This is a genomic window from Azospirillum sp. FG154 (assembly GCF_057809575.1).
Genome location: NZ_JBMDKF010000053.1, coordinates 1 through 6,403 on the forward strand (window position 1 = coordinate 1; position 6,403 = coordinate 6,403).

The following is a 6,403-nucleotide window of genomic DNA, read 5'->3' on the forward strand; positions in this document are numbered from 1 at the left end:
CTCCCCCCCCCCCCCCCCAAGCCGCGCCGACGAAGCCGTCGAGCGCGCCGCCCTGCGTCGGGACGGCGTCATGGGTCTGGCCCGCCTGCGCCGTTTCCGGCTGGGCCATGGTCTGCTGTTGGGATTGAGTGGTCATACCAGTTTCTCCTGTGGTGGGCGCCCGTCTATCAGATGAACAAGGCCCAATCAACCAAAATTCAAGCAATCCAGATCAAAATGATTCCGGCCCGGACAGTTCGGAGCCGTATGTTTCGCGGTCGCCAGAACGGATCCGGTTGGTGGTTAAGATCGCGCCGACCCGCAGATTAACCGGAAAACCTGTCACCAATCTGTCAGGGCGGCGGATTGTTTTGATTTCGCATGAAACAAGTGGCGTGTCTGGCGCCGCCGCGCCGCGCGACGCATACTGACGCTGGATCCACAGCGTTGCGCCGAGGAGCGGGGATGGAGCAGGGGGAGGTTTTGGTCCGATTGGCGGTCGCCTTGGGCGTTGGCCTGATCGTCGGGCTGGAGCGCGGCTGGCAACAGCGCGACGCGGCCGACGGCAGCCGCGCATTGGGGTTGCGGTCCTTCGCCTTGGTCGGGTTGGCCGGTGGGGTTCTGGGGCTGCTCGCCCAATCCTTGGGCGCGGCGGTGTTCGGGCTGGCTTTGCTGGCGTTGGTTGGCCTGCTGACCGCCGCCCATTGGCTGGCCGCCCGGGAGGATCGCGACCGGGGATTGACCACCGAAGTCACGGCCATGACCGTCTTCGGGTTGGGCGGCATGGCGGCGGTTGGTTACGCCGTTCCGGCGGTGGCCAGCGCCGTGGTCATCGCCATCCTGTTGAGCGGCAAGCCGATCCTGCACCGCTGGATCCGCGCCATCGCTCCGGTGGAGCTGTCCGCCGCGCTGCAACTGGCCCTCATCACCGCCGTGGTTCTGCCGGTTCTGCCCGATCAAGGCTATGGTCCCTACGGGGCGCTGAATCCCTACAAAATCTGGTGGATGGTCATTCTGGTCGCTGGGTTGTCCTTTGTCGGCCATGCGGCGTCCCGCCTGATTGGGGCGCGGCGGGGCGTTCTGCTGACCGCCGCCTTTGGCGGTCTGGCCAGTTCGACGGCGACGGCCCTGTCGCTGTCCCGCATGGCGGCGCGCCAGCCGGGGTTGGAGCGCACGTTGGCCGCCGGGGTCGTCATGGCGTCCATCATCATGGCGCCCCGGATGATGGTGATGGCCTTGGCGATCGCCCCGACGTTGCTGCCGCATCTGTTGGCGCCGGTGGCGGTGATGACGGCCAGCGGGGGCGTGGCCGTCGCGTTGCTGGTCTGGTCCGGCGCCTCGGAGAGCGCCGTCGAGTCGTCGGACGCTGCGGCTTCGCCCTTTGAGTTGGGGATCGCCTTGAAGTTTGGCGCGCTGCTTGCCGGAATTCAGCTTTTGGCGAGGGGGTTGCAGGATTGGTTGGGCGACGCCGGACTTTACGCGTTGGCGTTGATCGCCGGGTTGGCCGATGTGGACGCCATGACTCTGTCCACTGGGGGAATGGTGGGCGGCGGGCTGCCGCTGTTCACGGCGGCCAGCGTCATTTTGCTGACGGCGGCGGTCAACACCACCGCCAAGACGGTGATCGTCGCCGTCGTCGCCGGGGGCCGGATGGCGCTCGCCGTCGCCGCGTCGCTGCTGGTCAGTTTGGCGTTGGGCGGCGTGACGCTGTGGCTCTCGTCGCAAAACTGACGGCAAACGGAACGGAGATTTTCCATTTAAAGACACAATTTTTGCGACGACTGCCGGATTGCTCGCCTACCCTCCGCAATGTTCATCCTTCCGGAGGAGAGTTCCCCGATGACCGGGTCCACCAAGACGGGCAGCGCCCAACCATCCCCCTATTCCGATGACGTCACGTCCGACCGCTGGGCGTGGTTGGCCGGAACCTATTGGTATGTGCCGACCGAAACCTTGCCCGCTCTTCAGGTGGTCGATATTCGCGAACAGCGCAGCCGCATCATCAACGATCAAACCCTGTGGTTCATCGAACGTTACGAATCCGGTTATCTGATCGGTCGGGCGGCCATCAGCCTGGATGGCGCGGAATTCTCGCCCTTGACGATGGTCGGCTCGATCACGCCGCTGGGCGACGTGTCGGTGAGCTTCGCGTCGACCGACACCGTCAGCCTGTCGTTGCGCGACGGCGTGACCACCGCGTCGCTGAGCACCGGCGGGGGCCGCATGATCCAGCGCGATGGCGCCTGGGCGTTTCTGATGCAGATGACCAACGGGACCGGCGTCGGAAACGTCACCCACTGGTCCTACATGGTGCGGTCAACGCCGGAGGACGACTCCTGGACCAACCTTCCGGGAATGCCGGGCGTCAGCATTGGCGAGGTCTTCGCCGATTGAGCGGGAGGGCGGGCGAGGGGGAAACCCCCCTCGCCATTTCCCCCGATCAGCCGCTGTTGCGCAAACCCGCCGCGATGCCGTTGATGGTCAGGTGGATGCCGCGCGCGATCTGTTCGCCGCTGTCGCTGGAGCGGTGGCGCTTCAGCAATTCGACCTGCACATGGTTGAGCGGGTCGAGGTAGGGGAAGCGGTTGCGGATCGAGCGGGCCAGCAGCGGGTTGCCGTCCAGCAGGGCGCTTTGTCCGGTGATCGCCAGCAGGGCGTCGATGCTGTCCTGCCATTCCGCCCGGATGCGCGAGAAGATCGCTTCGCGCAGGACCGGATCGACCACCAACTCGGCGTAGCGCGAGGCGATGGCGATGTTCGACTTCGCCAACACCATGTCCATGTTGGACAACAGCGTGCGGAAGAAGCCCCAATTGCGGTGCATCGCCTGCAAACGGGCCAGACCGTCGTCCGGGTTGGCGGCCAACCACGCCTTGACGGCGGAACCGAAGCCGTACCAGCCCGGCAGCATCAGGCGGCATTGCGCCCAACTGAACACCCAGGGAATGGCGCGCAGATCCTCGATGCTGGTCGATTTCTTGCGCGAGGCCGGGCGGCTGCCGATGTTCAGATTGGCGATTTCGCCGATGACCGTCGATTGCCAGAAATAGGTCTCGAACCCCTCGGTTTCATAGACCAGACCGCGATAAGCGGCGAAGGCGTGGCCCGAAAGCTGTTCCATCGTCGTCAGATATTCGGCGGAGCAGGGGGCGGCGGCCTCCGGGTGCAGCAGGGTCGCTTCCAACGTCGCGGCGGCCAGCGTTTCCAGATTGCGGCGACCAACCTCGGGGTTGGAGTATTTGCCGGCGATCACCTCGCCCTGTTCGGTGATGCGGATCGATCCCTGAACGGCGCCGGCCGGTTGGGCCAGAATCGCCTGATAGCTGGGTCCGCCGCCGCGACCAACCGAACCGCCCCGGCCATGGAACAGGCGCAGCCGCACCTTGTGCCGGGCGAACACCTCGACCAGGGCGATTTCCGCCTTGTAAAGCTCCCAACCCGACGTGAGGAAGCCGCCATCCTTGTTGCTGTCGGAATAGCCCAGCATGACCTCTTGCACGCCGCCCCGGCTGTCGAGGAAACGGCGATAGGCGGGCAGGGACAGCAGGCGGTCCATCGTGGCGGCGCAGTTGCGCAGATCGCCGATGGTCTCGAACAGCGGGGAGATGTTGAGGTCGAGCGCGCCGTCCTTCGGACGCAGCAACCCCGCCTCCTTCAGCAGGACCGCGACCTCCAGAATGTCCGACACGCCGTCGGTCTTGGAGATGACGCAGTTGACCACGGCGTTGGCGCCGAAGCGGGCGCGGCTTTCGGCGGCGGCGCGCAGAATCGCCAGTTCGGAGCTGGTTTCCTCCGAATAATCGGCGTAGGCGGAGGCCAACGGGCGGTTGGTTTGCAATTCGGTCAGCAAAAGCTCGATCCGCTCATCCTCGGACAAGTCGCTGTAGCGGACGTCCGGGTTGGCGAAGGCCAGCAGTTCGGCGACCGACCGTTCATGCACGTCGGAATTCTGCCGCAAATCGACGCTGGCGAGGTGGAAGCCGAACAGATCGACCGCCCGACGCAGATGGCGCAACCGCCCCTTGGCCAGCGCCGCCGAACCGTTGACCGTCAGCGAACGGTCGAGAATGTCGAGATCGGCGCGCAGCTCCGCCGCCGTGGCGTAGGGCTTGGCCTCGCCGACGGCGTGACGGGCGGATTCGCGCCCGTCCAATTGCCGCAACGTCGCCGCCAACCGGGCGTAAATCCCGGAGATGGCCTGACGGTAGGGTTCCATCTTGCGGTGGGGGGAGGAGTCCGGCGACAGATCGGCCAGTTGGCGCAGCGGCTCCGACACGCTGACGTTGCGGGTGTGCAGCGACAGCTCCGCCCCCAGCGTGTGCAGTTCTTCCAGATAGAAGGTCAACGCCCGCGTGCTTTGCATCCGCATCGCGTCGCGCAGGACCGGGGCGGTGACGAAGGGGTTGCCGTCGCGGTCGCCGCCGATCCAGCTTCCCATCCGCAGGAAAGAGGGCAGTTCGGTGGTGGACCAGCTTGGATCCTGGGCGCGCAACTGGTCTTCCAGCGCGGCGTAGAAGCGCGGCATCTGGCGCAGGAAGGTGTAATCGTAGAAGGACAGGCCGTTGGCCACCTCGTCGATCACCGCCAGCTTGGAGCCGCGCAGGATCGCCGTCTGCCACAGGGTCAGGACGGCGCGCTGCATGCCTTCCAGATTGACCTGCTCCTCCTCCGCCGTCATCGGGCCACGTTCGCGCTCCGACAGCAGGCGGGCCAGATCCATCTGAACGGTCAGGATGCTTTTGCGCTGCACCTCGGTCGGGTGGGCGGTCAGCACCGGGCTGACCAGGGCCGTGGCGAAGAAGTCATGCAATTGTTGAGACGTCACGCCCGCCTTGCGCGCCTCGCCCAGCGCGTGGGCCATGGTGCCGGGGCGCGGGGCCGATCCGGCCAGCGCGTGGGCGCGGGTGCGGCGGATGTGGTGCTGATCCTCGGCGATGTTCGACAAATGCGAGAAGAAGCTGTAGGCGCGGACGACGCGCGAGGTCTGCTTGGGCGACAGGCTGTTCAGAATGCCTTCCAACTCGCGCCGCGCGGCCTGGTCCTCGTCCCGATGGAAGCGGATGGAGGTTTGACGGATCAGCTCAACGATGTCGAAGACGGCCTCGCCTTCCTGGCTGCGCACGGTGTCGCCCAAGATGCGGCCCAACAGGCGGATGTCGTCGCGAAGCGGGCGATCCTTCTCGGGTTCTTCCTGGAGCACGATGTCGGGCATGGGCGGTTGATTCCTCACAAAGGCGGGCGTCGCGGGGCCGTTGGAACGGATGTGACCAAAAAAGCGGCGGGAGCGAACCTGCGTTTCAATTGGTCAGACCAGAGTGAACAGAATGCCGATTCCTGTTCAAGTTTCAACCATCCGTGTGCACCTGCAATATGTTTTCTAAACAGTGCTGTGGCGTATGGCGGCGTGGCCGACTGCTGTCGCATAGGGGAGAAACGCCAGCGGATCGTATTTGTTTGTTAATAAAGCAATCAGCAAAATTGAGCTTTGCTGGCGGCGCATGAGCGTGGCCGGATCGCCAAAACAGGCCAGGGAGGAAGGAATGAGACTGTCGATCACGACGGCGGCGCTTCTGACGGTCGCGGCTTTGTCCGCGTCGTTCTCATCCGTTCGGGCGGACACCGTGACCGCCCACGCCCGCCCCCGTCCACCAGAGCTTATGGTGGAGAACGGCGCGATTTCGGGCCCTTTGAAGGATGTGCTGGACGAGGCGACGGCGAAGATGGGAATCACGTTGGCCTGGGAAAACGTTCCATTTCCCCGCAGCGTGCAAGATTTGCAAAATGGAAAGGATGTGATCGTGCCACGGGTGCGGCGGACGCCGGACCGGGAACCCTACATCACCTTCCTTGGACCGATCGCGGTGCAGAAACGGAAGGTGCATTTCCTGGCGCCCAACGGCAAGGCGACCGTGGCGAAATACGAGGATCTCGCCGGGCTGACCGTGGGGATCAAGCGCGGGACGGCGTATTTTGACCGTTTCGACGCGGACAAGACCCTGAAGAAGATTGAATCCAGCGACGACGGCAGCCTTGTCAGCATGCTGGTTGCCGGGCGCTTCGACATCATCGTCACTGTGGACAAGCCCGCCCTGGACGCGACGCTGAAAGCGCAAAATGTGACGGATGTGGCGTACGCTCCGTACCAACAAGCCATCGACGGCGAAAATTATTACGGCATGGCCAAGAACAGCGGGTTGGCCAAACGGGCCGCCGAACTCGACGCCATTTTGAAGGACATGGCCGCCAGCGGTCGGGTGGCCGCGATTTACGGGAAATACAACTTGAACCCCGAACAGATTGAATAAGCGCGCGGGGATTTCCGCACGCGCGGGCGGCTTGCTGGGTGAGACGCTTTATTTCCCATAATTGAAATTATGAGTTTTTTGATGTGTAGGCGCAATGTCAAAATGTCAGTCCAGCGCAA

At 64.3% G+C, this 6,403-nt stretch carries 5 protein-coding genes; 3 read left to right on the plus strand and 2 right to left on the minus strand.

All coding sequences use genetic code 11. From position 1 onward, the window contains the following. Positions 1-444: 444 nt before the first annotated feature. Together ACODS4_RS27920 and ACODS4_RS27925 are read left to right on the plus strand one after the other, a co-directional pair. Positions 445-1,710 carry an MgtC/SapB family protein gene (locus ACODS4_RS27920; protein ID WP_488869113.1) on the plus strand — a complete coding sequence of 422 codons (1,266 nt, stop codon included), beginning with the start codon at positions 445-447 and terminating at the stop codon, positions 1,708-1,710. A 108-nt stretch (positions 1,711-1,818) separates the two neighbouring features. Next, complete coding sequence (locus tag ACODS4_RS27925; protein WP_488869115.1) at positions 1,819-2,373, plus strand: hypothetical protein; 555 nt, start codon at positions 1,819-1,821, stop codon at positions 2,371-2,373. 46 nt (positions 2,374-2,419) lie between these two features. Here ACODS4_RS27925 and ppc read toward each other — a convergent pair whose 3' ends face one another. Then, the gene (ppc, locus tag ACODS4_RS27930; RefSeq protein ID WP_488869117.1) at positions 2,420-5,191 is read right to left on the minus strand and encodes a phosphoenolpyruvate carboxylase; all 2,772 of its coding nucleotides are present in this window, start codon (positions 5,189-5,191) and stop codon (positions 2,420-2,422) included. A 165-nt stretch (positions 5,192-5,356) separates the two neighbouring features. After that, entirely contained in the window at positions 5,357-5,536 is a 180-nt protein-coding gene (locus ACODS4_RS27935) for a hypothetical protein (protein WP_488869119.1), read from the minus strand. On the opposite strand from ACODS4_RS27935, the gene ACODS4_RS27940 reads away from it, so the two are divergent. Beyond that, positions 5,520-6,284 (plus strand): substrate-binding periplasmic protein, encoded by a 765-nt coding sequence (locus ACODS4_RS27940; RefSeq protein WP_488869121.1) that lies wholly within the window; start codon positions 5,520-5,522, stop codon positions 6,282-6,284. The genes ACODS4_RS27935 and ACODS4_RS27940 overlap by 17 nt on opposite strands. Positions 6,285-6,403: the final 119 nt, after the last annotated feature.

What these genes read in the sequence shown, in the direction of transcription:
- ACODS4_RS27920 (WP_488869113.1), top strand. Translation starts at nt 445, where the DNA reads ATGGAGCAGGGGGAGGTTTTGGTCCGATTGGCGGTCGCCTTGGGCGTT.
- ACODS4_RS27925 (WP_488869115.1), top strand. Translation starts at nt 1,819, where the DNA reads ATGACCGGGTCCACCAAGACGGGCAGCGCCCAACCATCCCCCTATTCC.
- ppc (WP_488869117.1), bottom strand. Translation starts at nt 5,191, where the DNA reads ATGCCCGACATCGTGCTCCAGGAAGAACCCGAGAAGGATCGCCCGCTT.
- ACODS4_RS27940 (WP_488869121.1), top strand. Translation starts at nt 5,520, where the DNA reads ATGAGACTGTCGATCACGACGGCGGCGCTTCTGACGGTCGCGGCTTTG.